A 25944-nucleotide genomic window follows, 5' to 3' on the forward strand; every position below is an offset into this window, starting at 1 on the left:
CTTAAAAACTCATCTTAACTTTATGGGAAATTATGCAACTAATTGTTTTAATGCAATAGCTCCAATATTATTAAATAATAAAGCTTGTTACCATGGTTTCTGTGTACTTATTAGCAAATTTTGGCGGTCCTCGTCATGCTAGTGACATTGAAGTTTTTCTTACTTCATTACTTACAGATCGTGATGTTACTGGGAAGTTTCTTCCACCTTTCATTCACAAACGTTTATTTTCATTCATTGCTAAAAAACGTGTTGCTAAAGTTCTCCCCCAGTACAACTGTATTGGTGGATTTTCTCCTATATATCGAGATACAGAAGACCTTGCGGACACCCTATCCTTGTACTTAGATGCCCCCGTAATTACCTTTCACCGTTATTTACCTGATACGCACCAGCTTACAGTTCAGAGATTGAAAGCCTTTGGAGATTGTCCCGTTATTGGTGTTCCCCTCTTTCCTCATTTTACTTATTCTGTGACAGGAAGTATTGTGAGGTTTATTCATGCTCACCTTCCGTTACTAAATATCTCTTGGATATCCCATTTTGGAAATCACCCTCAGTTTATTTTCTGCATGATTGATCATATTCTGAAATTTTTACAATCCCACGATATCTCCATACACGACTGCTGTCTATTATTTTCTGCCCACGGGCTTCCTATGAGATATATAAATAAAGGCGACCCATACAACAAGCATTGTGAAAAATCTTTCAAAACAATTTCTGAAAGATTACCTAATATAGAAACTCACCTGTGTTATCAGTCTAAATTCGGTCCGGGGAGATGGCTAACGCCATCAACAAAAGACGTATGCGAGACGTTAAAGACAGATAAAACATACGTTCTTATCGTGCCTTTTGGATTTACTTCAGATCACATCGAAACTCTTTACGAAATAGAAAAGGAGTACATCCCGATACTTAAAGCTAGGGAATATAGAGCTTTACGCGTACCAGCGATTTACCAGTCCCCCGAATGGGCAGCATCTTTAGCTACAATCATTCAAAGTACACCACGTGCGGAGAAGGAAAGCTTAATAAAACCGTAACAACTTAAGGAAGACGGTATTGCTGTTTGATAGCTTGATACTTACCGGAGCGAATGCTTTTTACTAGTCCCATATTAAAACCCTCTAATAGGTTATCCTTCTCGCCACGAAGAACTACCAATCTTAAGCCATCTTGATTCAAAGGTTGAGAAATGATTTTCAAGCGCCCTTTATATGCTGTATCTATCAATGCTGTAACTTCTATAACAGGAGCTAATAAAGCATCGTAGCAATTGGAAGACAGGGCTTCTAAGGCTATGGGGACATGCTGATAGGGTTTCAAAACAGCATCAGGGATATCTTGACCCACAAGTACCGAAGAATCAAATTTGTAAACACCGATGAGTTTACCACGAAGGTCCTGAATAGACTTATACGAAGATCCTTCAGCAACAACAAGAACAGGTCCTGTAAGTAATATAGGATTGGAAAATTGATAACGATCTAATATCTCTGCTGAGGGCAACATAGATGTGAAAGCCCCGGCCGTCTTTTGATCATCAAGATTTTCAAAAAGATGCAGCCAATCTTGATTTATGATATTGATATTGAGATTCTCACGGTAGTTAATTTCAGATACAAGATCATTCAGGAAAGCGTTGATATTTGCAGTATAAATACCAAATTGCTTCGGGAACCAAGTAGTATCCCGTCCTACTAGTAGTTCTTTCTTTTCTCTAGAACATCCTAGAAAAACCAAAGGAAGGGAACACAAAAGAGCTAGGAAATATAGCTTGGAAGATTTCTTGATTTTCACGCTAACTCACGCCTCGGATTCCGGACTTATTTTTCGCATCATATTCTACAAAAGAAATTTTATCCAGCATGCTCTCCAGGATAAACTTTAAGTAAAAATTCCTGGAAGAAACAGCCAAAAAGCGAAAAAAGTGTTTATCAAAACAAAAAACACACCAGCTGTTTAATGTTAAGCGTTTTATGCAAAAATTTTTCTAGTCCAGACTCTCTTCAAGAACATATTCTGATAAAAATGTTCCGCCAAGCTTTCTTCTTCGTTTCAGTATTAAACCATCAACTAAGATGGGTTCTGCAGAAGCATTTTCTAAAAATAACAAACCGTGCTTATCCAAAAGCTTCCCAACAACAATATCTCTTAATACGGCTGCAAGATAGCGATCTTCAAGGTCATAAGGAGGATCCAGGTAAATTAGATCAAAAGACATGTCTTTTTTGGCAAGCCTTTGAATAGCAGATCTTACCTCATGTTTCATAATTGTAATTGGTAAATCTGGATTAATGAGTTGGCTGTTTGCGCGAATCAAGCGTACAGCTTGTGCTGAAGAATCTACAAAGGTTACCGAAGAAGCTCCACGGCTTAAAGCTTCAAACCCTATAGATCCTACTCCAGAAAAAAGATCTAAAAATAGTGCGTTTTCAACATAGGCAGAGCAAATATTAAACACAGCTTCTTTCACTACGCCACAGGTAGGACGTATCGAAGAATTAGAAAAAGTTTTTAAAGATTTCCCTTTGTATTTTCCAGCAAGAATTTTCACATTATAACCTGAGGAATAAAATCTATATAATCAGCAGCAACTAACTTATATTCTATATTACGTATCTTCCCAAATCCCTCTAAAAAAGAGCTCACTTTGTGCATATGACCAAATATGCAGTGGGATACTCTTCCATCCGCTTCTAAAAGTTGTGATACGGGTCCTGAGGAGCCATCACTACTGATAGGTGGATAGTGAGTCATGACAATAATCTGTTCAATATCTTTAGGTACCGCACCCAAAGCTCTCTGCAATTTGCCCAGTTCTCTTGAGAAAATTTTCTCATCTTGCTCACTATAATCTCTTTCCTTTTCTGGATGTGGGGCTTGAAAACACTGGGGAGCGACACGTATGGTAGGACTATCCCAAAGTCTTACACCTACAACAGCTATCCTTGGCTGGATTACAGCAAAGCCTTGTGCTAGATAGTGTAGATTTTCGGGAAGAATGTGAGATATTTTCGTCGCTGATGCGGAACTCCAGTAGTCATGATTCCCACGAATCATATACTTTGTTCCGGGAAGATCCCCTAGAAAATCAAAGTCTTCTTTAGCTTCTTGGATATGCATAGCCCAGGAAATATCTCCGGGGAGCAAAACTATATCAGCGGGTGTTATTGTCTGTTGCCATCTTTCACGGATTTTCTCCTGGTAGGAAATCCAGGGCTCACCAAACACTTCCATGGTCTTTTCAGGGACTCCGATAGCTAGGTGTAAATCCGCTATTCCGTATATCTGCATACAAGGGTGATCCGCGCTTTATCTCTATGGGAATATTCTACTGGATAGAGTCTAAAATCTCGACGGATAAAAATAATCTGGGAGATTTTTATTTCTTATAAAAATCGCCACTCAGAACACATAATTATCAGGGATTTTAGTTCCCCGGGGAATAATAATAATCCCATCTCGAACAACTAACTTCCCGTCTGGAGAATCGTAATCTTTATATCCTTGAATATTTGTGAGTTTCACTCCATTGCCAATTCTGCAGTTTTCATCGATAATGGTTTTATAAATCTCACAATTATCGCCAATACCCAAAGAATTCTGGTGAGCATTTCCATAGCGGTCATTTCCCATAACAATAGAGTGATCTATAATAGAGTTTTTCCCTATCACTCCACGAATCCCCACTACGCTGTGAAAGACGTTACTAGAGTCAATAACAGCACCCTCGCAAAGCAGAGAATTCGAAATCATAGAATCTGTGACTATAGTTCCAGGAAGGTGATGGTTCTTACTATAAATCATGCCTCCATCATCATAACAATTCAGCCCACGGACTTGAGGATGTGGTCTTTGTGTTAGGGCAATATTTGCTTCATAATAAGATGCGATAGTTCCAATATCTGTCCAATAACCATCATAAAGGAAGGTCTTTACTGATCCCCGTTTCATTTGAACTTGAATAAGATGCTTACCGAAATCATCTCCTTGTTCTTCTTGAAGGAGTTTGAATAAGCTTTCTCTTCGGAAAAGGTAAATTCCCATATTCCCCAAAAAGTTTCCATATTGAGGATCAAGCTTATGTTTACGACACTCCTGTGAGGATAGACGGAAACGATTTAAAATTTCTTCTTCTTGAGGTTTTTCGTAGAAATCTAAAAGATTTGCCTCTTCATCTATCTGTAAAACCCCCATTCTTGAGGCATCTTTTTCCTGAATCGGTTGAGCAACGATGACCATATCAGATTGCATAGACAGGGCGTAATCTACAATCTTGCGGAAATCCATATTGTATAACTGATCTCCAGACAAAACCAAAAAATACTCTATTCCCGTATCTTCCAAGTATAAGAGGTTCTGACGAATGGCGTCTGCGGTTCCTTTGTACCACACTTGACTTCCATCTCGCCCTTCTGGGGCTAGAAGATGGATCTGATCCTGGAGTACTCCGTGATAGAAATATGTCTTCACAATGTGCTGTTGTAAAGTGTAGGTAAGATACTGGCCTATCACGAAAATCTTAGAAAATCCTGAGGCTATTGCATGTGAAATAGGCACATCAATTAACTTGTACCTACCACCAAAAGACACGGTAGGTTTACAACGCCAACATGTTAGAGGGGATAATCTTTTTCCCTCGCCGCCGCATAAAACAATAACACCAACCTTATCTCGATAAAAATGAGAAGCCTGATAATTTGGGGGATAGCCCTGAAAATCGTTTTCTATCATTTGCCCTGCCTTCTGTAATTCCAATTTTAAATTAGAATCAAATAAAAAGGCTATACAAACTAACTAGAATATAATTACAACAAAAAGAAACAAAATCCAAACTTTTGTTATTAAACAGAATAAAAACAAACAAATGCAATTACAAATTTTTTATAAGCGCAGAGGCCATGGCCGCATCTGTATCTTTCAACTCGCATTTGGATAATAAGGATTTAACAAGATCTTCTAGAGTAAATACAGACCGTAATTTTATTCCTGCTTCTTTTAGGACCGCCTCCCCTCCGACTTGTCTATCCAAGAAAACCAAGGATTCTCGGATATTTAAACCCTCATCTTCTAAAGCTTTAGCTGTTTCTAAAATTGAACGTCCTGAAGCAATAACATCATTGATTACCAAGCATGTCTGTCCTGAAGAAAATAATCCCTCTACTTTTATTCTGTCTTCTTGACTTGAATGTTTTAATTCTTTCCTTCTTAACACCATAGAGATGTTGTATTTCAAGGATATGCAAGTTGCTAGGGCTAAAGCTGTGTAAGGAACACCGCATAATAAGCTACTATTGAAAGAAGGGCGTAGACGCCAAATCAACGAAGCGATAGTTTGCAATACATCGGGGCAAGAAATAACCGGACGCATGTCGACATAAATATGGGTTTTTTGGCCATCTGAAAGATTAAAATCACCGAATCTTATTGCCCCTATCCGGTATAGGTTAGCCACGGCATGATCACGCAACTGTTCTTCTTCAAAGCTCGTCATTATCTGGTACCCTCATCATTTTTTGACAAAATACAAAAGCCCTTATTATAAACACAAAGATATGCTCATTCGCTTATTTTTTGGTATTCCACTAACTAAAGAACTACGGGGAATTCATCAGACTCCCCTAACCGTGGCAATCTTTCAAAGAAAAGAATACCTAGGAATCTATAGTCCTGCGGAGCCTTCTTTACATGTTGTAAATCTTGAAAGATATTATCGCCAAGCACAAGAAATCCTGGAGAAGACAACTCAAGGCAGGCATCTCTCTAACAAAGAGATATCTTTGATTGTTTTCCCAGAAATTCTCATCGGAAAGTAAATTTAAAATAAAAAGACGACCTTTCTTCCCTTTTCCCAATGAGTTGATAGATATCCATCTATCAACTCAACAAAAAGAGTATAAGACCCTTGAATTGATAAGATCAATCACTTCAGGATTTTCACCGAATCATAGGCATGATTAGGAACAGTAATGAGCGAGAATCTGATCCGATAACGGCCTGACAACTATGTCAGCAAGCTTCTCTCCTATCATTTCGGATACTTTCCACAAGCAGAAACACAATAAGCTTATCGTTTATTCTTTTAAAGAAAGCAAAAATTCTGCATTGCTATTTGTCTTTTTTAATCTACCCAATAACAAATGCATAGCATCTATAGCGGTAAGATCGGCTATCGCCTGACGGAAGAGATACACCTTTTCTAATTCACTAGGATGATAAAGTAGCTCTTCTTTTCTTGTGCCGCTCTTAATGAGATCAATAGCAGGATAAGTTCTTCGATCAGAAAGACGACGATCCAGCACAAGTTCCATGTTTCCTGTACCTTTGAATTCTTCAAAAATCACTTCGTCCATTCTAGAGCCCGTATCAATCAGCGCTGTAGCTAAAATGGTTAATGATCCCCCACCCTCAATATTTCTGGCGGCTCCGAAGAATCTCTTTGGTTTATGTAGAGCGCTGGCGTCCACACCACCTGTTAAAATTTTTCCTGAATGCGGTTGTACGGTATTGTAAGCTCGAGCTAAGCGTGTAATAGAATCGAGAAGAATCACAACATCCTTTCCGTGTTCAACTAGACGTCGAGCCTTTTCTATAACCATTTCCGCAACTTGAATGTGTCTTTCGGGTTGTTCATCAAATGTAGAAGCCACAACTTCACCACGCACCTGACGAATCATGTCTGTAACTTCTTCAGGTCGTTCGTCGATGAGCAGAACGATTAAAACAATATCTGGATTATTAACGGCAATAGCATGCGCTATGCTTTGTAAGATTACAGTCTTTCCAGAACGTGGAGGAGCGACAATAAGTCCTCTTTGACCTTTCCCAATGGGAGCCGTAAGATCCAATACCCTTTCTGCAAGGTGCTCTTTCCCCATTTCCATAACAATTCTTTCATTAGGATAGAGAGGAGTTAAGTTTTCAAATAAAACTCGTTCCTTGGCTTTATCTGGGGTAGATCCATTAATTTTATCTACTTTTAATAAGGCAAAATACTTTTCCTTCTCTTTTGGAGAACGTATAGTCCCTATAATTGTGTCTCCCTTTTTCAAATCAAATCTGCGGATCTGAGCGGGAGAAACATAAATATCTTCAGCTGAGGGGAGGTAGTTATAAGTAGGAGATCTTAAAAAACCAAACCCGTCGGGAAGCACTTCTAAGACCCCTTCTCCAATTAGAAGCTCATCGGAACGCTCCGATTTTGCTTTAACAATCTCAAAGACCACTTGAGATTTAGTAAGAGACCCAATGTTCTTCACTCCATATTGACGAGCCAATATGTTAAGCTCTTCAATTCCCATCCTTTGCAATTTGGCAATTTTGGTAATAGTTACAGGTTGATTTTCATCAACAGCCTCTGCAACTACTGCACATTCTCCTGCAAAAGATTTCTCTTGCAACACAGGACACGTATGTTTTTTATTCTCTTTCACCTTTGGCAAGACTTCTGAAGAACGTTCTTCTTTCATAATGCTCCCTTTAAAGCGTAAAAATATTCTTCAACTTTATGACGTAATTCTTCTTTAGTTCCGTTATTTTCTATAATAATATCAGCATGCATCATTTTTTCTTCATTAGAAGAAAACCGCGCACACCTTTGATAAAAATTTAAATCAGAACAATTAGTTTTTCTGGTAAACCTTTCCCTACGAGTATTCTCATCGGCTGTAATAAGAATTACACGATCAAACTTGTTCGCATACTGTATTTCATACAACAAAGGCACCTCAGCAATGAACAGAGGATATTTGTTCTCCTTGGCGACCAGACAATACTGTTCTTCAATTATTCGACAAACTTCAGGATGTAGAATTGCTTCTAAAGCTTGTAGAAGAACTAAATTATCAAAAACTTTTTCTGCTATGACTTTCCTATCGAATGCATTGTCAACAACAACATCAGAACCCAGAAGATCTATAACGCGATGACCTATATGCGAGTGAGGAACAAGGAAACTATGCGAAACTTTATCAGCACTAATTACATAAGCTCCCAGATCTTGAAAAACCCTACAAGCTTCAGTCTTTCCTGAAGAGAGATCCCCTGTAATAGAAACTTTTAACAAGTCTAACATTCTGCCCAATTTTTTCCAATTAAGATATTCACAACTAATGGGACAGATAAAATCATTGCAGATTCCATTATATCACGCACTAAGGTTTGCATTTCTTCTTTTTCTTCTTCAGGAACTTCGAAAATTAATTCGTCATGTATCTGTAACAACATACGACTTCTCAATTTACGTTTTTCCAAGGCATCAGAGAGTTGCAGCATCGCGAGCTTTATCAATTCAGCAGCGCTACCTTGTATGCGGGTGTTAACAGCAAGACGTCCTGAAGCAGCACGAGAGTTTGAAAACTCTGTCCAATTATCAATAATTCTTTCTCTTCCTAACAACGTCTTCACTCGTAAATTTTCACAAGCTTGACTGACCGTTTCATTAATAAAACGAGCTACGTCAGGATAACGATCAAAATATGCATCTATTAACTTTTGAGCTTCGGAAACACTGATTTTTAAAATCTTTGACAATCCATAAGCCTGTTGCCCATAGATAATACCGAAATTTACCGTTTTTGCCTGCATGCGCTGTTGTTTCGTAACTTTTTCTAATGGCACATGAAATACTTGAGAGGCAGTAAACGTGTGCACGTCTTCTCGCGACTCAAAGGCCAATTTTAACGACTCATCTTGGCTCAAATGTGCAAGAAATCTTAACTCAATTTGAGAATAATCTGCAGATAAAAAATATGTATTCTGATGGGTATCACAGAAAGCTTTTCTTAACAATCTTCCCCTCTCTGAGCGAATGGGAATATTTTGCAAATTTGGGTCCTGACAAGCTAGTCTACCGGTTACTGTGCCCATTTGATTAAATGTAGGATGAATTCTAAATGTGCAGGGATCTACTTGCTTAGGAAGAGCTCTGACATATGTAGAGAGCAACTTTTCAACAGATCTAAATGCTAAAATCTTCTCAATAACATCATGTTCCCCCGTCATGGCTTCCAAAACTTCTGCTTTGGTAGATCGGGCTTTATCCACAGGTGTCAAGCCAAGCTTATTATATAAAACCTCTGCCAACTGCTTAGGAGATTTAATATTAAAAGGAGATCCTGCCAAGGCATAAATATCATCAGCGAGAATTGCCAATTCTTCGGATAAAATTTTCTCAAGATTTTGAAGATCTTCCACATCTAAAGGCATTCCATTTCTTTCAATAGTGAAAAGGACCTTCTCTAGGGGCATTTCCATATTAAAAAAAATATCTTCAATATTTTTGCTTTTCAGCTCTTTTAACAAGGTTTCTTTAATTGTGGGCAAATGAGAAACAAATTCCCCAAAATACTGAGCAGGATTAGGGGGAGACTTCTGTATAGGCAAACTTAACTGTCCCCATTCCTTTCCGTATCTACCTGCTGAACTAACTAACCCAAGGTCGGCAAGAAGCGTTTGATAAGAGATCTTTGCTCCTCCATTGATTAAATGTTCGGCCAAGGCTAAATCTAGGGCTATATTATTAACATGAATACCTGCATTTTTTAATGCATGGCTATCTCTTTTTATGTTGTAACCATAAAATTCTGTGTCTTTTCTTCCAAAGAAGTCTTTGAGAGGTTTGATCACATCATCAGTAGCATTTTCTACATCAACATAATAGACAGAATCATCACAGGCTAAAGCCACGCCCATTAAAGACAGAGAGGGAAGAAAGCTTCCTTTATACCCAACAGAAAAAGGGACTTTTTTCCCATGTAAAGTAGGTAGGACTTCAATAAGATTTTCACTATTATTGATAACCTCTACATATACATTGGATGCTTCCTCAACCTGTTGAACTAGAGTTTTAAAACCTTGTCGCATGTAGAAAGCATTCATTTCTTCCTGACGAATTTCATGCATGGGGAATTCTAGATCTTTTATTTCTGTAGGCAGCGGGACGTTATTGTTTAATACAGCAAGATCCTTACTCAATAATAAAATATCTTTTTGCTCTGAGAACATTTTATGAGTGGATCCGGTCAATTCATCAAGATGTTCTAAAATTCCTTCTACAGAATGATATTTTTGTAAAAGCGCTGCAGCTTTTTTAGGACCACAACCAGACACGCCCGGAATATTATCAGAAGTGTCCCCAACTAAAGCTAGGTAATCGGGAATTCTACATGGCGGTACGCCGTAAATATTCACAACTCCATTTTCATCAATCGGGGGTTGATCTTTCCAAGGATTTATAACAACTACATTGGGACTAACTAACTGGAGTAGATCCTTATCTGCAGTACAGATACAAACTTCATAACCTTCAGCAATAGCCAGTTTTGAAACACTGGCAATTACATCGTCAGCCTCTACTCCCTCCACTTCCAAGTGGGATAGACCGAGTAAATTACAATATTCTTTAACCACAGGAATTTGTTGATAAAGATCCTCCTCTTTTTTCTCTCGATTACTTTTATAATCGGCATAGATCTCTCTACGACTCTGTTTATTATTTGGGCCATCAAAGACGGCCACCATATGATTAGGAGAGAATTCTTTGATTAATTTATTAATAGAACGAATAAAGCCAAAAACTGCTTGCGTTCCTTTTCCAGAAGAATTTTTCATATCTGGGAGAGCAAAATACGCTCTGAAAACAAATCCTGAAGCATCTAAAATAAAAATCTTTCGCACCGATTCTCTCCGCTTTCTAATTAATCAGAATCATGAAGCCAAGTAATAAAATGTACTTGTGGAATTCTCTAGATTAGGCAGTAGTTCATGTTGAATCTTCCCTGTAATTAATGGACTGTTAGTTATTGAAGACATAACTTTTTTCAACCAACCATCACTTCCTAAACCAATTACACGGTAGTTATTTTCAATTTTACAATCAGAAACTAAATCCTGAATCACTTGTTGCTTAGTAACATTTACGACATCAACATAACCTTCTTCTAAAGCTTTTTCTGGAGAGTATAAACGTGCGCCCAAAACGCTAACCAATTTATCTTTGGTTAGCAGCGGTCGATTCGTTACAACAACATCAACAAATTGGCCATAAAGATAATTTATAACCTCTTGTCGGATTTCACGATCCTTAGTTGTCCATTCCGTATAGGGATTCATGGGAGCTTTATCTTTTCCGGCTGTTAGCAAATCACTTTGCACTCCGTAACGAGATAAACCTTCTTTTACATTAAAATATGGTCCGGAAAGCACTCCTACAGACCCTATCAAAGAGGAAGATGTGGAATAAATTTTATCCGCAGCGCAGGCAACATAATATCCACCGGAAGCACACAGGCCATTTACAAATACATAAATGGGACAATTTGTACGTTGTTTCCAGAATTGAATTACTGAGTACGTACGAGCAATTTCGAAAACTTCCCCCCCAGGACAATCCATATCAATAATTATACCCTTCACTCTGTCTTTATATGGGGCAGAATCTAGTGTCGTAATGGCATCTTGAAGGATTCTTGCTGTATGTTTGGCCGAAGAGATAACATCCTTCATCTCTAACACAGCTATAATTGGCGCATCTTTGCCAAGATCTTTTACTTCTCCCCTAGCATCAGGCATATTCACAAATTGAGAATCATTCATTCCAGAAGTAGAAACAACTAACATCACAGTAACTAAGAAGGCGAGAATCACCCCCAGAGACAAACCCACAATCGCAAGGAAGCCTTTAGACAAGAAATGCCAAAACGTTTTCATAAATACCCGTAACATCAAAAATTTATAGAATAAATAAAATAAAGTATGTGAGGGGAAGCTTAAAGATCAAAAAAAATATGAATAAAAAGGGCTTAAAAGCCCTTTAAACTATAGAGTAGCAACTTCTTCTTTAGCAGAATTTTCTCCAGAAGTTCTACTGACAGCCAAGTCAGATACCATTGGATCAGCATCCGCGTTTTCATCAACGACAGCAGCTTCTTTAGCGTTGTATTCTTTTCCTATAAAAGCAACAACACCAATCCAAATTACCATAATAACAAGAAGCACTACGGCAATAACATTGAGACTTGCAGCTACAGAAGAAAAGATAATCAATAGCCCTTGATAAATCAACGAGCCCCCTGATTTCCCTACTCGAGATACCACACCATCAATGGCGGCCTTACCAAAGTTTTTCTGATCATTGGGTAACGGAATAAACGCCATTTCTTTAGTCTGATCAAAGAAGGTAAATTTAGCAGAACGTGCAAATACGTTTTGCATCCCTCCCATCCAAGCCGCTATGGCCAAAGGAGCCATGTTAAAAAAACCACCGAAAATCATGACGTCTTTCTTTACAGCAAATACAGCTCCAAAGAATAGCAGACCAGTGATTAGCATAACAACGGGGGTAGTCAATGCTCCAGCTGTCCAACCCCATTTTCGGATACTCTGTCCTGTCAGGAAAAGAGCAGCGAAAACAGATACAATCCCTGTCAAAGTTGTAATCCTACTCATGTAACTGCTGAATTCAACATGGGAGCTATAAATCTGACTGACTTGGTCTTTCCAAACGACTTCGAATAAGTGAATGACAAGGTTATAGGATAAAACTATAACAGCTAAGCCTAGCAAGTAACGAGAACGAATAAGATAGAGGAAAAGACTTTTTGCTTTGGTTTTGGTTTTTTTCTTAGCCTTTACACTAGCCACGCTTTCTTCAATCTGAGGAATAGCTTCTTCCGGAGCTTCAGAAGAAATGGCTGTTGAGAAGTGATAAGAATTTTGTGTCAGGATATGAACCTTTCTATATAGCCAAATCATACATAACCCAGCTAAAACAATTAACATTGTGAGGTTCATCATAATTTCATGCCACCGATCCTTAACAAAAGGAAGAGAGCAGAGAGAATTTTTGCTCATCCAATAGGAAATTTCACCGGCAAATATAGAAGCAAGATTCAGCCCAGTATTAATTAAGGAGTAAAACCTTCCAGCTTCTCTTACGCTGGTCACTTCGTTGGCCAACCCCCAAAAGAGAGTTGAAAGAACTACGGAGCTCCAAAGCTCCGACATTACGTAGTAAAGGCTATAACTCCAATAGCGAATCATTACAATGAATCCGCGCAATCCTGTAGGCAGTATGTCTTGTAGTTTATTTGCCAAGGAATGCAAATGTAGAGCATCCCCCAAAGGATAAATCACTACGGCAAATAGGAAAAAGAAACCAAGAAAAGCACCTATGAAAGAGTAGAAAACTGTGTCTCTTGGACACCGACTACTTAACCAACCATAGACCATAGTGACGATAACGGCTCCAGGGACTATCCCCCACACCTTCAAGAACGGTATAACTTCTGCACCCGCATCAGACCCGACCACCACTAAAGTATCTTTCATACTTTTAAGGAGGCAATAATTAAATCCTACGAAAAAGGCTAACCAGAAAAGAGGAAAAAATTTTGGGAACTCTGATCGATATATGGGGCAGAAGTACGCCCGCAGTCTTGAAAAGGATTTCATCTCTGATGACTGCATAGACTCCTTCCCAAAATTATAGAGTATAAAGTGTTGTAAACAGATGATAAATCATGCCTGAAAGACTTTGAACCCGTGAAGTTCTCATGATACTTGTTGCAGAGCAAACGGCAAGGCATATTTTAAAAGACGTTGACAAATGTAAAGGACCATTGTAGCGAAACCCCGCCTAAAATACAAGTTGTTCCTATGAGATACCCCGCTCTTTTTCTAAAGAAAAAACTTGTCGAAACATTTAATCGAGACATTGCTTTCTGTAGTCTATCACTCTTTCTAGGAAATAAAGAAATCCAAGAATAATTAGAGGCATCAACCCAAATACAGGAATCTGCAGCCCGGCGGTAACTCCAAGCAAAATAATAAATTGAGCCACTGTAAAAATCTTTCCAAAGAAAAGAGCTCGGTAATCGTATCCTCTCCACCCCCTAACAACAGAGAGATAGATGGCAAATAGAACAAGAAAAATGTCTCTAGCAAAAATAAGGAGCAGGTGCTCTGGAGAAAGAGATCTTTCCCAATAAAGGATGGCAACGCAAACAAAAACAAAGAACTTATCAGTAAGCGGGTCCAGCATGGAACCGAAACGACTGGTAGCCTTATAACGACGAGCAAGATATCCATCTAGAACATCGCTAGCCATAGCCCCAAGAATCACCAACAAACGCAAGTGTATCTTTTCTTGGTAAAAGAACAGGGCTAGCCATATACGTGATAGAGAAAGTAAGTTACAAAATTGTCTCATGGTTTTGGCTAACGCGATCTTTTTAAGGAATCTTAATATAATCTAAAAGAGCTTATTATAGGATAAGCCGAGTCTACAGGCAAGAAGAGAGTGCTTCTCCTTTACGACCATCTCCCAGATTACCTTATATTGATACCTATTTGATATTTTAGAAAAATTTTAAAGAAAAAGAGCAGCAGACTAACTTTATTGTGGTCCTTATTGGGAAAAATCGGAAAGAGAGGGATTCGAACCCTCGGTACCCTTTAGGGGTACGCGTCCTTAGCAGGGACGTACTTTCGACCACTCAGTCATCTTTCCTTATTAGAGGCGCATCTAGAAGTTCCCAATTGAAAAACTTTTGCCACCTTCTTGTTCAATAAATTAGAATAATTCCTATCTTTAATGAAAGCAAGTTAACTTTTAGCTCTATAGCTTCTGCCCCTTAGGCCGAATAATAAAAGAGCAAAGCAAACCAAGAATTTGCTCTAAAAGAAGAGACTCATTCTATTGCAAGTGAGTATTAGTGATCTAGTAATTTCTACTCCGCTTTCTTCGAGATTTCCCCGCAAGTCCCACCCAAACTTTATCGTCTCCCCGAACCTTATAACTTGAGCATATATTTTCGATATCCTAACCTGATCTCGAATGACTCACGACTTAGATTGCATCATAAAAACTATGTCAACTCAAATCCAAAAGACCCCTGCACCTGCTTTGCCCAGCCCCCCTAACTCTAAAGAATCAGAAATGATTGTCCTGGGTTGCATGCTCACTGGAGTTAACTATCTTAATCTAGCAGCAAATCAGCTTAATGAAGATGATTTTTATTATCTTGAACACAAAATTATCTTCCGCGTTCTTCAAGATGCTTTCAAACACGACAAACCCATAGATGTACATCTTGCTGGAGAAGAGCTTAAAAGAAGAAACCACCTTACCGTCATTGGGGGGCCTGGTTACTTAATTACCTTAGCAGATTTTGCAGGAACCGCAGCATACATTGAAGAATATATTCAGATCATTCTTTCTAAATCGATTTTAAGAAAAATGATCCAAACTGCTAAGGAGATAGAGAAAAAGGCAATTGAAGAACCGAAAGACGTTGCTGTGGCCTTGGATGAAGCTCAGAACGCTTTATTTAAAATTAGCCAAACAACCTCCCTCACACAGTACGTTCTCGTTGCCGACAAACTGCAAGGTTTAGTTTCCGCCCAAGAAAAACCCTTCCTTGTTCAATTACAGGAAAAACAAGAGTTCTTTCAACAGCACGCACAAAGCGGCGATGCGTTACCCATTTCCGGCATCCCCACACATTTCCTTGATCTAGACAAAATGATCAATGGTTTTTCTCCTTCTAATTTAATGATCCTTGCAGCCCGACCTGCTATGGGGAAAACCGCTCTTGCCCTAAATATCGCAGAAAACATGTGCTTTCAAAGCCGACTTCCTATAGGAATTTTTTCTCTAGAGATGACTGTTGATCAGCTAATTCACAGAATCATATGCTCTCGGGCTGAAGTAGAATCTAGAAAAATCAATGTAGGAGATTTATCCGGTCAGGACTTTCAACGCATTGTTTCTGTTGTAAATGAAATGCAGAAACATACTCTACTTATAGATGATCAACCCGGATTAAAAGTAACCGATCTGAGAGCTCGCGCTCGAAGAATGAAAGAAAGTTATGACATTCAATTCTTGATCATTGACTACCTTCAACTTCTTTCCGGTTCAGGGACCCTACGTTCTGCGGAAAGTCGTCAAACTGAAATTTCAGAAATTTCCAGAATGCTGAAAACTTTAGCTAGGGAATTAAATATTCCTATTCTCTGTCTATCACAGTTATCTAGAAAAGTGGAAGACAGGGCGAATCATCGGCCTATGATGAGCGATCTTAGAGAAAGTGGAAGCATAGAACAGGATTCTGACTTAGTTATGTTCCTATTGCGTCGAGAATATTATGATCCTCATGACAAGCCTGGAACAGCTGAACTTATAGTAGCTAAAAACCGTCACGGGTCTATAGGTTCTGTGCCTTTAGTTTTTGAAAAAGAACTTGCAAGATTCAGGAACTATGCAGCTCTTGAATTCAACGGGTAGAAAAATTTTTATAAAATTAATGCAGAACATCTTATTGATATTTGAATCAAGTTTCACAAAAAAATTCATCCCGTTTCTCTAGTGAGACGAGGTTAAAATCGTTAGTAGACCACAAAATATCTTTGTAGTAACATCTCTCATGTTGTTTCCTGTGAGGGACACTTGCTCCGCAATCCTAGGTTTACTTAGTGTGTTGAGACTGCGGGGAAAAACGAGCAGAGCAACACGGAGTACCTGATTTAAGTTGGGTATCCTGGAAATAGTTCTAGTTGAAATCTAACTATTCCACCGGCGATCTTTTCTTGATTGAGAGAGGATCAAACCATACACATATTCATACGCTAACAATAAAAAAGACTATGTCATCTGTTAAGAAAAAACGAAGACTAAAAATCGCTAAACATAAGCGTAAAAAAAGACGTCGAAGAGACCGTCATAAAAATAAATAATTGCTAGTTTATGTGGACTCACCCAATTAGTTATGATGTTATTGTAGTTGGGGCTGGGCACGCAGGTTGCGAGGCCGCATTTTGCTCTGCAAAAATGGGAGCCTCCGTACTCATTTTAACGTCAAACTTAGATACTATTGCTAAGTTAAGTTGTAATCCTGCCGTTGGCGGTATCGGCAAAGGGCATATTGTTCGAGAAATCGACGCCCTAGGCGGTATTATGGCTGAGATTACCGATCGGTCTGGGATACAATTTCGCATCTTAAATCAGACCAAGGGTCCTGCTGTCCGAGCACCAAGAGCTCAAGTTGATAAGCAAATGTATCATATTCATATGAAACGCTTATTAGAGAGCACCCCTGGCCTACATATCATGCAAGGTACGGTCGAGTCCTTACTAGACAAAGAAAACGTCATTCAGGGCGTAACAACAAAAGAGGGTATTGCATACCTGGGGAAAACAGTTATTCTTTCTTCTGGGACGTTTATGCGCGGTCTCATTCATATTGGCGATCGTAGTTTCTCTGGAGGACGTCTTGGAGATCCTGCAGCTACAGGGCTGTCAGCAGCTCTAAAAGAGCGGGGTTTCCCGATAAGTAGACTAAAAACAGGTACCCCCCCTCGTTTACTTGCTTCTTCCATAGACTTTTCAGTAACAGAAGAACAACCTGGGGATCCTGGTGTAGGATTCGTCCACAGAGATGAACCGTTTGTCCCTCCCCTACCACAAGTATCGTGTTACATTACTCACACCACTGAGAAGACTAAAGAGATCATTACGGCTAATATTCGGCGTTCAGCTCTTTATGGAGGGCGTATTGAAGGGATTGGCCCTCGGTATTGCCCATCTATTGAAGATAAAATTGTTAAATTTGCAGATAAAGAACGCCATCATATTTTCATAGAACCTGAGGGAATTTACACCCAAGAGGTCTACGTTAACGGCTTATCCACATCCATGCCTTTTGATGTGCAGTACGAGATGATTCGTTCGGTTCGTGGTTTAGAAAACGCAATCATTACCCGTCCTGCTTACGCTATTGAGTATGATTACGTCCACGGGAATGTCATCTATCCCACTTTAGAAAGCAAGACCATAGAAGGCCTATTTCTTTGCGGGCAAATCAACGGAACAACTGGATACGAAGAAGCGGCGGCCCAAGGTCTTATTGCGGGTATTAATGCGGTAAATAAGGTGCTTAGGAAGCCAGATTTTATTCCTTCAAGGCAGGAATCTTATATTGGAGTTATGTTAGATGATCTTACAACTCAAGTATTGGATGAACCTTACCGCATGTTTACGGGAAGAGCAGAACACCGCCTTCTTCTAAGACAAGATAATGCCTGCTTGCGCTTATCTCACTATGGTCGTGATCTGGGGTTACTAAGTAAAGAGCGTTATGAGCTTTTCGAACATCAAAAGCAAATTATAGAAGAAGAAAAACTTCGTTTAAGTAAGACATTCAAAAAATACGGGAATTCCGTTGTTTCCCTAGCCAAGGCTTTATGTCGTCCTGAAGTATCCTATGATACTCTTAGAGAGGTATTCCCAGAAGAAGTGCGTGACTTTGGTTCTATTCTCAATGCTTCTTTGGAAATGGAAATCAAGTATGCAGGATATATAGAGCGACAGAAATCTTTGATTCATAGTTTATCGAAATCAGAAAATATGACGATTCCTGAAGATATAGATTATCAAAGTATTTCCTCTTTAAGTTTAGAAGCCAGAGAAAAACTAGCTAAATTTACCCCAAGGACGATAGGGTCAGCATCGAGAATATCGGGCATAGCTAATGCTGATATTCAAGTATTGATGGTTGCTGTAAAAAAACATGCGCATAAATAAGTGTATTTTCTTAAATCTATCTGGGAAAACTATCTTTGAGCAGCTGCAAATAGAAGAAGCCCTTCTTCGCAACAGCAGAGAAAATTACTGTATTATTAATTTTGATGCACCTGAAGCTGTGGTTTTAGGTATTTCAAGACTCCCACAAGAAGATCTTTATCTTCCAGAATTACGATCCGATAATATTCCTATAATTAAGCGTTACAGTGGTGGAGGAACAGTATTTATCGATAAAAATAGTTTATTCGTAACGTGGATTATGAACTCTTCAGAACCCATGGCCAATTCTCAAGATTTGATGCATTGGTCTTATGAAATTTACTCCCCTATTTTCCCAAAGACATTTTCCATTAACGAAAATGATTATACTTTAGAAGAGAAGAAAATCGCAGGAAATGCCCAATATATCCAAAAATCTCGCTGGGTACACCATACAACATTTCTCTGGGATATGGATATAGAGAAGCTTTCTCGTTATCTACCAATACCCCAAAAACAACCGTCGTACAGGAAACAACGTCTACATCGAGATTTCCTCACAACTATTCGTCCGTGGTTCCCTACCAGAGAAAGCTTTTTCGAGAAATTAAAAGCATCAGCAGGTAGAGCTTTTCATTGGAGCGCCCTTTCAGAAAATGAGCTGAAGGACCTTCTAGAAACGCCCCACCGAAAGTCCACCACTTTATTGTAAAACTATTTCCTTCTACTCAACAGAATTAACGATTTCGGTTTTGCTGAAGAAATAGCTAATTTCTATAGCTGCGTTTTCCAAACTGTCAGATCCGTGTACAGCATTGATTCCAATAGATTCACCAAACTGAGCACGAATAGTGCCTTGAGCCGCCTCTTGAGGATTCGTAGCGCCCATAATTTCTCTATTGCGAACGACAGCATTATCACCTTCAAGAACCATAACAACTACAGGACCAGAAATCATGAAATCTACAAGTTCTTGGAAAAATGGACGAGATTTATGAACAGCATAGAATCCTTCGGCTTCTTTCGCTGATAGATGCACCATTTTCATAGCAGCTATGCGAAATCCAGCTTTTTCAAAAATTGCAACAATCTCACCGATATGAGCCTTACCAACAGAATCTGGTTTGATAATTGATAGTGTTTGTTCCATGTATACACAATCTCCTTAAACAAAATGAACTGAATACGGAGAAAATTATACCACGATCTTTAGGAAAGTCTAGCTCTTGTTCAATCCTTGTAAGTTCTTTTTTAAAGCAATAGGAAGAATCTCTGCTAGGGAAGCATTATCAGGAAGTTCCGTTATAGCTTCAGCTATCATCCTTTCAGCTGAAGATTTCGGATACCCTAACGCAGCTAAAGCTTGTATGCCATCTTCCATACACGAAGGCTTTGCAGGTTTCCAAGAAGTCAGTGTTTGAGAATCTAAAGGAAGTAATTCTGGAAGTTTCTGCTTCAGATCTACCATAAGCTTTTCTGCGGTTTTCTTCCCTATACCAGGAACTGATGCTAGGGCTTTTACATCCTCTGCACGCGCTATAGAACATAATTTGCTAAGAGCAAATGTATTTAAAATTGCTAGCCCTGTCTTAGGGCCTACTCCAGAAAACGATATTAACATGCGGAAACACTCACGTTCTCCTCGAGAACGAAATCCATAAAGAACATGCTCAGTCTCTCGCACAACCGTATATGTATAAACTATAACCTCGCGATGTAACAGCCCTGCTAACTCCATAAGCCATCTATCGGAAGCACAAATACTAAATCCTAATCCTTGGCATTCGATTACCATCGTTCCTGAACTCATGTAAGTAAGAATTCCACGAATATAGTCGTACATTATCGAACTCCTAAGAAATCATAAGAAGAAGTATGCGCATGGCATATGGCCAAAGCAAATGCATCCGCAATATCTTCACAATTGGCATTTAAAACATCAGGAATATTTAACATCTTACTAACCATAAGCTGCACTTGCTGCTTACTTGCGTTTCCTCTACCGACAACAGCCCTCTTAGCTACGTTCGGAGCATATTCAAAAACAGGGATATCTCTTAAAGCAGCTGCTAGCACAAGCACTCCTCGTGCCATGCCCAATTTTATCGTGCTTTGAGGATTCTTATGAACATATTGTGTTTCAAGAACGACAGCATCGGGAGTAATATCATTCAGTACTCCGGATATTGTTTGGAAAAGCTGTTTATAACGCTGCGTTAATGAATCTTTAGAAGATAAACGAATAGCTCCGTAACTATGAGCTCGGATCTTATAACGCTGTTCAACGAGGATAATTGCATATCCAGAAACTAGTGTTCCAGGATCTATCCCCATAATCAATTGCGTCATAATTAAGTTCCTTATTGTAGGCTTAAGAGAAAGCTTCCCAGAACAACTTAGTGTTTAGTCTAGCCTTATATCGTACAAGAAATCTCTATGTAAGATCTATACTCTAGGACCTTATTATGTGAGAAATTCTTGCACGCATTCTCTACTTGTACAGTCTAAATCCCTGCCTAAAAGCTGTTTTAAATGAGGAGCATTCTCAATATCCTCCAGCCCGAATTTCTTTCTAAGTGATTGTATCTGACAATACTGCTCTTCAATAACATCCTGTAGTAAGGCTACTTCTTTCTTCTTCTGAACTAGCTCATCTTGAATTTGGAGAATTTTTTGAGACCCCAGATTTGTGTGTTCAGACTGTCTATAGTACTGTAATTCTAGATTTAATCTTGCAATTTCTTCTTGATACTGCTTAAATTGATCATCCCGTTCCTGTCGCAACACTATTAAAGCTGCATTCAAATCAATGATCTCCTGCTCTTTCAATGAGCTTTCTTTAGATCTTTGTTCAAACATATCAGTTTCAGGAACACGAGATAACGTCAACTTATCTAACTGTTCCTCGAGGATCTTAATCTTATGTTCGTAACATAGACGCCTTCCTTCACTAATTTCTGTTTGCTGAACGCTCTCTATCAAATCCCTCTTCAATTCATCAATGACATCATTTTGATGACGTGATTGTTGTAGCTTCTCAGAAAGACGATGTTGTAACCAACTATTCTCACTTTTTAACTTCTCAATTTCAGAATTTTTAAGCTCATCACGAGATGCAAGTTCTTTCTCCAAAGCTACACATCGATGCTTCCATTCAGAATGATCATCTTGATCATGAGGAAGATCTACTTTCACTATTTCAGATTGATTGGATACAAGGTGTTCGCTCATCTTACTGCAAACATCTACTAGGGCATTACATGCGTATTGCCATTCCATAATGTCTGCATCTTTCCATCGACAGAGTAGCAGAAGCATAGATCTCGAGTACATACCGTAATGATTAGAAGAGGAGTAGGAGGAATTGCTAGACCGTATAGAAGTTAGATGCAGCTTAATTGCCGATAAGAGCCGCCGCAAAGGATACCTCTAAGAGTATATTATATTTTTCTGCGTTATAGCACAGAAGGGAGTTCTTGTCTCAAATTCACAGGCAAGAAAAAATATCCGAAAAACAGAGAAAATCTAAGTTAATGTTCTCTAGTGCAGATTTTCGAATCTTAGAATTTCACAAAAATTAAACGAAAATAAAAAACCAACCGCTCGTTCCATATTCAATAAGGAACACGAATTACTTGGTTAAGATCTGAACAAAAAGCAAGAAACTGCTCAGAACAAGACTCGAACTTGCACGGGCTTGCGCCCAAGGGATTTTAAGTCCCTAGTGTCTACCATTCCACCATCTGAGCAATAAAGAACCGTATCAATCATTAGGAAAACAACTGAAACAATTCGAATTATAGTTTTTAGAAGTTTCTTTTCTAATCGAAACAACAAAAACATAAGTCAAGATCTTACCAGAAGACTCTTTCTAGATCAATGGTTTTCAAAGAAGAAGACGAGCAAAATATTGGATGTTATTACTCATCTTCTGTAGGGAAAGAGGAGGGCAAAGGCTGTTCGCAAGCCGGAGCCACTTCCATTTCTTCTTCTGGGAAAATAAGAGACTGATCACCGGACAATAAAGCGTTGATCACATCAGAACTTTCAGCAACTAACGCTTGCAAAGACTCATCCAAATCTGCTGAAGTCTCAGTAGGATCAGACACAGACTGAGAGATAATCTCAGAAATCAATTTCGCAGGTGGAGGTAGCAGTGAAAACTTTTTCTGTTCGCTTAACTTATTTTCTTGTGATTCTTCCCAAAACTCTTCAGTAACGGCGTTAATAATCTCTTGAGAATCACCCGCAACTTCAGATACTTCTTTACTAGCCTTTTTACGCCCTTGCTTTTTCTTCTCTTTCCACTTATCTCCCTTACGTTCCTTTTTTTCTTTCCTAGCGGCAGGATAAGATGCTGATGTTGAGGGAGTTTCCGAAGATGAAGTTTCAACTGCAACAGTTTCTGAAGATCCTTCTTCAACAACCGTTACAGGAGCTGCTTTAGGTAACTTAATTAAAGCTTCACGACCCCCAGCAATCTTAATGCCACGATCTAATCCCACAGCTTTAAGATTGATCTTAGTATCGCGAATCTCCATTACTTCATAATCACCGGCAGGAACTATGAAGGGCTTACTGTGATCGCAATTACGAAAAAAACAAGTATTCCCTAAAGAGATCACTTCCACAGCTTCAACAACAAAAGGATCCTGGGAAAGATGCTTAGTATTGCGAACTGATAGTTTGTATCCTTCTCTAGACGTAATTACAGTTTCAATAACTGGATCTCTTGTAAAATACACGAATATAACCTTTTATTTAGAGTTCTTTGCTACATACTCTAATAAATCCACAATGCGGGTTGCATATCCTATTTCATTATCATACCAAGAAACTAGTTTGAAAAAGCGATCTGTTAACGCTATTCCAGCACCAGCATCAAATATAGAAGAATATTCGCATCCTATAAAATCAGAAGAAACAACTTCTTGATCAGTATAACCTAAAATCCCGCGCAGATTAGTTTCTGAAGCATTTTTAATAACAGCACAGATTTCTTCGTATGTTGTTGACTTTTGTAATCTCACAGTAAGATCAACTACGGAGACATCTGCAACAGGAACTCTAAAAGCCATTCCTGTTAGTTTATTTTTTAATTGTGGAAGACATAGAGCTACGGCTTTAGCAGCTCCTGTAGAAGCGGGGACGATATTTTGAAACGCTCCTCTGCCACCTCTCCAATCTTTCTTAGATGGACCATCTACAACGCTCTGCGTGGCCGTAGCGGCATGGACTGTGGTCATTAATCCTTCTTCGATACCAAAATTATCTAGTAGGACTTTAGCTAAAGGAGCAAGACAATTTGTAGTACATGAGGCATTGGAAATAATTACATCCTTTTCAGGATCGAACTTATTTTCATTTACTCCCATGACAAATGTTGGGACTTCTCCTTTTGCAGGAGCAGTAATGAGTACGCGTTTAGCTCCGGAGTCAAGATGCTTAGCAGCGTCCTCTCTTTTAGTAAATAATCCCGTACTTTCAACGACAACATCTACACCTAGATCTTTCCAGGGAAGCTTTTGAACATCACGTTGATCCAACAATTGAATTCTATGGCCATCAACTACGAGATGGCCATTATCATAAGACACGTCGGCAGAGAAACGCCCGTGAGTAGAATCGTACTTAAATAAATACGTTAAAGCTTCTCCAGGGACAAGATCATTAACAGCCACGACTTCAATAGAAGACTTTCTTTTAAGAATTTGTCTTAAAACTAATCTTCCAATCCGTCCAAAACCGTTAATTACAACTTTCATCGTTTTTCCCTAATAGTCAGTATTCGCAAAAAAAATAGCCTAGTTTGCTAAAAACTCTATAATACACTTTCGTGCATTATCACCAACTCTATTTTGCAATTTCAAAATACGTGTATATCCACCTTGTCTAGAGACAAAACGAGTGCCTAATTCATCGAAAAGCTTGTTTATCACTTTACGATCCACATTATAAACTGATAAATCGCCGGCCTTAGCTTGACGAGCTTCTTTGCTTGTCAATTTATTGTATCTAACCATAAGCCTAGCAACAGCTAAACGTCTTGCAGCCAATGTATTTTTCTTAGCCAAAGTAATCATTTTGTCCGCACAACGACGCAGCTCTTTAGCTTTAGGCAAAGTAGTCTCTATTCTTTCTTGATGGATTAGAGATTTCAACATATTAGCTAACATACAACGATTATGAGCAGAAGTACGACCAACTCTAAATTTCTTTCTAGCGTGTTGCATATACTTAATTATCCCTTGACGTTTTTAGACCGAATTTTTTCGGCATACCACTTCATTTTTTCTTTCACGTTGTCTAAGCCAACGCCGAACTGACTGAGATCCATTCCCAATTCAAGCTTCATTTCTTTCAACTTATTCTTAATCTCACAAAGAGACTTCTTACCAAAGTTTCTGAATTGTAGCAGGCGAGGCTCTGGCATAATAACCAACTCACCAATGGTTTCAATATTTGCATTAGACAAACAGTTTGTGGATCTTACGGATAGTTCTATCTCGTTAATACCTAAAACCAACTTATGAAGAATATCGTCTTTATTCTCTTTCTCAATAGAAATAGCTTCTTCAAAGACAATCTTCTTCTCATCCATTTTTTCAAAAATGGAGAAATGTTTAGTTAAAATTTGTGTAGAAAAAGCCAAAGCCTCTTTAGGCGATACCCTACCATCTGTTTCTACATACAAAATCAAGCGGTCAAAATCTGTATCTTGACCAACACGAGTATCTTCTACAAAGTAGTTAACTAAAACTACAGGAGAAAAAGCCGCGTCTAACACGATTTCATTAACACCTTTATCTTCAAGGATGATTCTCTCTGATGTAGAATACCCTCTACCGAAAGCCACTCTTAAAGCGACTTCAACCTGCATAGGTTGAGTTACAGTAAAAATCACATGCTCTGGATTAACAGCTTCAAACCCGCCTTCTTGCAACAAATCAGCCAATGTTACAGCTCTCTGACCACCACAGGCAGCCAAATCAGAGGCATCTATAGAAATCATAGACTTTAATAATTGAGGGCGACGACCGTCCTCACTGTCTTGGAAAGGATACTTCTTTAGTAAAGCACCTTTCAAATTTAAGACGATGTTTGTTACATCTTCTATGATCCCTTCAATTGCCATGTACTCGTGAAGCACTCCGGTCATGGAGAAAGAAATAATTGCAGGAGCTTCCAAACCAATTAGCAATGCCCTTCTCAAAGCATTACCCAAGGTATGACCCATACCTCTTTCTAGAGGCTCAGCGACAAAACGTGCGTGTTTATCGATCGACCCTCCGCTACCTTCTACAGTCATCATTTTGACTGACTTTGGCAATTCAAATTTATCGTATAGTAAATTTTGTGAATTATCCGACATC

The 25944-nt window shown here is 38.8% G+C and carries 25 protein-coding genes and 2 tRNA genes; 6 read left to right on the forward strand and 21 right to left on the reverse strand.

Translation table 11 applies throughout. The features are described from left to right. The first annotated feature begins 92 nt into the window (after positions 1-92). Positions 93-1049, forward strand: a complete 957-nt coding sequence (gene hemH, locus CF_RS04350; protein WP_011458416.1) for a ferrochelatase — start codon at positions 93-95, stop codon at positions 1047-1049. Positions 1050-1053: 4 nt separating this feature from the next. Here the strand turns inward: hemH and CF_RS04355 are convergent, their stop codons facing one another. The 5 genes from CF_RS04355 to CF_RS04375 all read right to left on the reverse strand — a co-directional run bounded on the left by CF_RS04355 (position 1054) and on the right by CF_RS04375 (position 5503). Beyond that, positions 1054-1806, reverse strand: a complete 753-nt coding sequence (locus CF_RS04355; protein ID WP_011458417.1) for a transporter substrate-binding domain-containing protein — start codon at positions 1804-1806, stop codon at positions 1054-1056. Between the two features lie 193 nt (positions 1807-1999). Beyond that, positions 2000-2563 (reverse strand): 16S rRNA (guanine(966)-N(2))-methyltransferase RsmD, encoded by a 564-nt coding sequence (rsmD, locus tag CF_RS04360; protein ID WP_011458418.1) that lies wholly within the window; start codon positions 2561-2563, stop codon positions 2000-2002. After that, positions 2560-3303: a metallophosphoesterase gene (locus CF_RS04365; protein ID WP_011458419.1), complete on the reverse strand. Its 744-nt coding sequence runs from the start codon at positions 3301-3303 to the stop codon at positions 2560-2562. Before CF_RS04365 ends, rsmD begins: the two co-directional genes overlap by 4 nt. A gap of 111 nt (positions 3304-3414) precedes the next feature. Further along, on the reverse strand, positions 3415-4743 hold the full coding sequence (gene glgC, locus CF_RS04370) for a glucose-1-phosphate adenylyltransferase (protein ID WP_011458420.1): 1329 nt from the start codon (positions 4741-4743) through the stop codon (positions 3415-3417). A 139-nt stretch (positions 4744-4882) separates the two neighbouring features. Next, complete coding sequence (locus CF_RS04375) at positions 4883-5503, reverse strand: orotate phosphoribosyltransferase (RefSeq protein ID WP_011458421.1); 621 nt, start codon at positions 5501-5503, stop codon at positions 4883-4885. Between the two features lie 61 nt (positions 5504-5564). On the opposite strand from CF_RS04375, the gene CF_RS04380 reads away from it, so the two are divergent. Next, positions 5565-5825: a hypothetical protein gene (locus CF_RS04380; RefSeq protein ID WP_011458422.1), complete on the forward strand. Its 261-nt coding sequence runs from the start codon at positions 5565-5567 to the stop codon at positions 5823-5825. A gap of 258 nt (positions 5826-6083) precedes the next feature. Here CF_RS04380 and rho read toward each other — a convergent pair whose 3' ends face one another. The 7 genes from rho to CF_RS04415 form a co-directional block, all read right to left on the reverse strand. Next, positions 6084-7310, reverse strand: coding sequence for a transcription termination factor Rho (gene rho / locus CF_RS04385; protein ID WP_408609919.1), 1227 nt, complete (start codon positions 7308-7310; stop codon positions 6084-6086). Between the two features lie 164 nt (positions 7311-7474). Next, on the reverse strand, positions 7475-8083 hold the full coding sequence (gene coaE, locus CF_RS04390; protein ID WP_011458424.1) for a dephospho-CoA kinase: 609 nt from the start codon (positions 8081-8083) through the stop codon (positions 7475-7477). Continuing rightward, positions 8077-10686: a DNA polymerase I gene (gene polA, locus CF_RS04395; RefSeq protein ID WP_011458425.1), complete on the reverse strand. Its 2610-nt coding sequence runs from the start codon at positions 10684-10686 to the stop codon at positions 8077-8079. Before polA ends, coaE begins: the two co-directional genes overlap by 7 nt. A 30-nt stretch (positions 10687-10716) precedes the next feature. Next, a complete protein-coding gene (locus CF_RS04400) occupies positions 10717-11718 on the reverse strand; it encodes a S49 family peptidase (protein ID WP_041468027.1) in 1002 nt (333 codons plus the stop codon). Positions 11719-11826: 108 nt separating this feature from the next. Next, on the reverse strand, positions 11827-13476 hold the full coding sequence (gene npt2, locus CF_RS04405) for an NTP/H+ exchange transporter Npt2 (RefSeq protein WP_011458427.1): 1650 nt from the start codon (positions 13474-13476) through the stop codon (positions 11827-11829). Positions 13477-13711: 235 nt separating this feature from the next. Beyond that, a complete protein-coding gene (locus CF_RS04410) occupies positions 13712-14218 on the reverse strand; it encodes a CDP-alcohol phosphatidyltransferase family protein (RefSeq protein WP_011458428.1) in 507 nt (168 codons plus the stop codon). A gap of 212 nt (positions 14219-14430) precedes the next feature. Continuing rightward, a tRNA-Ser gene (locus CF_RS04415) sits at positions 14431-14518 on the reverse strand. A gap of 360 nt (positions 14519-14878) precedes the next feature. On the opposite strand from CF_RS04415, the gene dnaB reads away from it, so the two are divergent. From dnaB to CF_RS04430, 4 genes are all read left to right on the forward strand, one after another. After that, positions 14879-16297 carry a replicative DNA helicase gene (gene dnaB / locus CF_RS04420; RefSeq protein WP_041468028.1) on the forward strand — a complete coding sequence of 473 codons (1419 nt, stop codon included), beginning with the start codon at positions 14879-14881 and terminating at the stop codon, positions 16295-16297. Between the two features lie 359 nt (positions 16298-16656). Beyond that, positions 16657-16746 (forward strand): AURKAIP1/COX24 domain-containing protein, encoded by a 90-nt coding sequence (locus CF_RS05345; protein ID WP_072054076.1) that lies wholly within the window; start codon positions 16657-16659, stop codon positions 16744-16746. 10 nt (positions 16747-16756) lie between these two features. Then, positions 16757-18592 carry a tRNA uridine-5-carboxymethylaminomethyl(34) synthesis enzyme MnmG gene (gene mnmG, locus CF_RS04425; RefSeq protein WP_011458430.1) on the forward strand — a complete coding sequence of 612 codons (1836 nt, stop codon included), beginning with the start codon at positions 16757-16759 and terminating at the stop codon, positions 18590-18592. Then, positions 18579-19283, forward strand: coding sequence for a lipoate--protein ligase family protein (locus tag CF_RS04430; protein ID WP_011458431.1), 705 nt, complete (start codon positions 18579-18581; stop codon positions 19281-19283). Before mnmG ends, CF_RS04430 begins: the two co-directional genes overlap by 14 nt. Before the next feature lie 12 nt (positions 19284-19295). Here CF_RS04430 and ndk read toward each other — a convergent pair whose 3' ends face one another. The 9 genes from ndk to CF_RS04475 all read right to left on the reverse strand — a co-directional run bounded on the left by ndk (position 19296) and on the right by CF_RS04475 (position 25943). Continuing rightward, complete coding sequence (ndk, locus tag CF_RS04435; protein ID WP_011458432.1) at positions 19296-19721, reverse strand: nucleoside-diphosphate kinase; 426 nt, start codon at positions 19719-19721, stop codon at positions 19296-19298. A 69-nt stretch (positions 19722-19790) separates the two neighbouring features. Further along, the gene (gene ruvA / locus CF_RS04440) at positions 19791-20414 is read right to left on the reverse strand and encodes a Holliday junction branch migration protein RuvA (RefSeq protein WP_011458433.1); all 624 of its coding nucleotides are present in this window, start codon (positions 20412-20414) and stop codon (positions 19791-19793) included. After that, positions 20414-20920, reverse strand: a complete 507-nt coding sequence (gene ruvC / locus CF_RS04445; protein WP_011458434.1) for a crossover junction endodeoxyribonuclease RuvC — start codon at positions 20918-20920, stop codon at positions 20414-20416. The genes ruvA and ruvC overlap by 1 nt, the downstream gene beginning before the upstream one ends. A 114-nt stretch (positions 20921-21034) precedes the next feature. Continuing rightward, positions 21035-21850 carry a hypothetical protein gene (locus CF_RS04450; RefSeq protein ID WP_173023634.1) on the reverse strand — a complete coding sequence of 272 codons (816 nt, stop codon included), beginning with the start codon at positions 21848-21850 and terminating at the stop codon, positions 21035-21037. A 387-nt stretch (positions 21851-22237) separates the two neighbouring features. After that, positions 22238-22320 (reverse strand) — tRNA-Leu (locus tag CF_RS04455). A gap of 171 nt (positions 22321-22491) precedes the next feature. Then, positions 22492-23316, reverse strand: coding sequence for a GrgA family transcription factor (gene grgA / locus CF_RS04460; protein WP_011458436.1), 825 nt, complete (start codon positions 23314-23316; stop codon positions 22492-22494). A 12-nt stretch (positions 23317-23328) separates the two neighbouring features. Further along, positions 23329-24336, reverse strand: a complete 1008-nt coding sequence (gene gap, locus CF_RS04465) for a type I glyceraldehyde-3-phosphate dehydrogenase (RefSeq protein ID WP_011458437.1) — start codon at positions 24334-24336, stop codon at positions 23329-23331. A gap of 39 nt (positions 24337-24375) precedes the next feature. Next, on the reverse strand, positions 24376-24804 hold the full coding sequence (rplQ, locus tag CF_RS04470; protein ID WP_011458438.1) for a 50S ribosomal protein L17: 429 nt from the start codon (positions 24802-24804) through the stop codon (positions 24376-24378). 8 nt (positions 24805-24812) lie between these two features. Then, positions 24813-25943 (reverse strand): DNA-directed RNA polymerase subunit alpha, encoded by a 1131-nt coding sequence (locus tag CF_RS04475; RefSeq protein WP_011458439.1) that lies wholly within the window; start codon positions 25941-25943, stop codon positions 24813-24815. Position 25944 lies beyond the last annotated feature (1 nt).

The sequence above is a fragment of the Chlamydia felis Fe/C-56 genome (assembly GCF_000009945.1).
GTDB lineage: Bacteria > Chlamydiota > Chlamydiia > Chlamydiales > Chlamydiaceae > Chlamydia > Chlamydia felis.